A 1,655-nucleotide genomic window follows, 5' to 3' on the forward strand; every position below is an offset into this window, starting at 1 on the left:
AGCCCGGGCTGACCTGGTTCGACAACGATCTCGGCCGGTTCACGTTGCTCGGCGAGACCGCGCCGGACGGTCGGGAATCGCTGACCTGCGCTCCGGCGGACCGCGCAGCGCTGGTCGAGCGGCTCGCGGCGCTGCTGCGGTGAGCCGGTCGAGCCCGCGAGCGATCCGCAGATCCGACCGCGGCAGCGGGATGTGACGCGATAGCCCGCGGTTGCGCCTGGGCGGCGGGTGTGCATGCGACTTCGCGTCCGGCAGGCTGTGGGGCGTGACGCAGGAACGGCAGACCGGCAACCCGCGCACCGCCACGGAGACCGGTGACGAGCGGGATTCGTTGATGAACTTGCTCGGCGGCCGTACCAGCGCCGTCGACGCCAGCCTGCCGCCGGTGGCCTTCGGCCTCGGCTGGTACCTCGGTGGCGAGTCGATTCCCGCGGGCGGCGCCGCCGCCGTGCTGGTGGCCGCGGCGATCGGGGTGTGGCGGCTGCGCGCCGGTGCCCGTCCCACGGCGGTGCTGGTGAGCCTGCTCGCGGTGCTGGCCGGTGCGCTCGTCGCGTTGTACACCGGCAACGCCGCGGACTACTTCCTGATCCGGGTGGTCACCAACGCCGCGAGCGGGCTGGTGTGGATGATCAGCATCGCGGCCCGCTGGCCGCTGCTCGGCGTGATCCTCGGCGGCGTGCTCGGGCAGGGCCGCAAGTGGCGGCAGGACCCGGCACTGGTGCGCGCCTACAACCGGGCGAGCTGGGTGTGGGTGGGCCAGTACACCGCGCGGCTGCTGGTGTTCATCCCGCTGTGGGCGGCCGACGCCGTGTTCGCGCTGAGCATCGCGCAGGCGGCGCTGACCTGGCCGTTGGTGGCGTTGTGCATCACCGCGAGCTGGTGGGTGCTGCGCCGCGCGCTGCCCGCCGGGCACCCGGGCTTGCGTCATCCGCAGGTCGCGAGCTGACTCCGCGAGGTGCCGTCCCGTGGGCGCCTGCCGGTGTCCGTAGCGGCAGCACCGCCGTTCGCCGACATTCGAGCCCCGTCGTCCCGCCGGATTTGCGCAACGTAGGAGCGTCTACCGCTCCGTTCGCTCACGATCACCGGCGTGTGCGGATCGCGAGCCGAGCGCGGTGAACGGACCGTTGGTCCCGCTGGATTGGTCGAACGGTCCGTTCGCTCATCTACGGGATGCGCTCAGATGCCGGGGTAGCGGGCGGGTTCATCGCCGGTGAGATCGAGCGCGGCCAGCCAAGCCGCGCCCGCCGCGCCAGGTCCCGCGGCGTGCAGCTCGGGGGCGGGCGAACCGGCACGCCGCAGCAGTTCGGCGCGCAGTGCAGCACCGACCGGGTTGCCATCCGCGGTGAGCCCGCCCGCGAGCACGATCGGTGCGCGCTCCTCGCCGGGCCGCCGCGCACCGGCGGCCGTGTCGGCCAGCACGGCCGCTGCGCGCGCGACGATGTCCCGCGCGTCCGCATCCGTCCCGCTCGCGGCCGTAACCAGCGGAGCCAGCTCGGCCAGCGCGATCGGCGCGCGCCCGTTCACCGCGGCGATGAGCTGCTTGCGCAGCGCGTCCGCGTCGTCCGGTCCGGTGCCGAGCAGTTCCGCGCGCACCGCCCGGCCGATCGCGCCGTACCACAAGGGCGACGGGCACGTCACCGACGACACCCTGATGG

General features: G+C 74.0%; 2 protein-coding genes and 1 pseudogene. 2 read left to right on the forward strand and 1 reads right to left on the reverse strand.

Annotation, left to right across the window (positions count from 1 at the left end):
• The first annotated feature begins 8 nt into the window (after positions 1–8).
• Both IJH84_RS29230 and IJH84_RS08110 read left to right on the forward strand, forming a co-directional pair.
• Entirely contained in the window at positions 9–143 is a 135-nt protein-coding gene (locus IJH84_RS29230; protein ID WP_367268987.1) for an ESX secretion-associated protein EspG, read from the forward strand.
• A 122-nt stretch (positions 144–265) separates the two neighbouring features.
• Complete coding sequence (locus tag IJH84_RS08110) at positions 266–946, forward strand: DUF3159 domain-containing protein (protein ID WP_295142230.1); 681 nt, start codon at positions 266–268, stop codon at positions 944–946.
• Positions 947–1,176: 230 nt separating this feature from the next.
• On the opposite strand, the pseudogene IJH84_RS08115 reads toward IJH84_RS08110, so the two are convergent.
• Positions 1,177–1,655: pseudogene (locus IJH84_RS08115) on the reverse strand (hypothetical protein); the annotation flags it as partial.

This window comes from Saccharopolyspora sp. (genome assembly GCF_017434145.1).
GTDB lineage: Bacteria > Actinomycetota > Actinomycetes > Mycobacteriales > Pseudonocardiaceae > Saccharopolyspora_C > Saccharopolyspora_C galaxeae.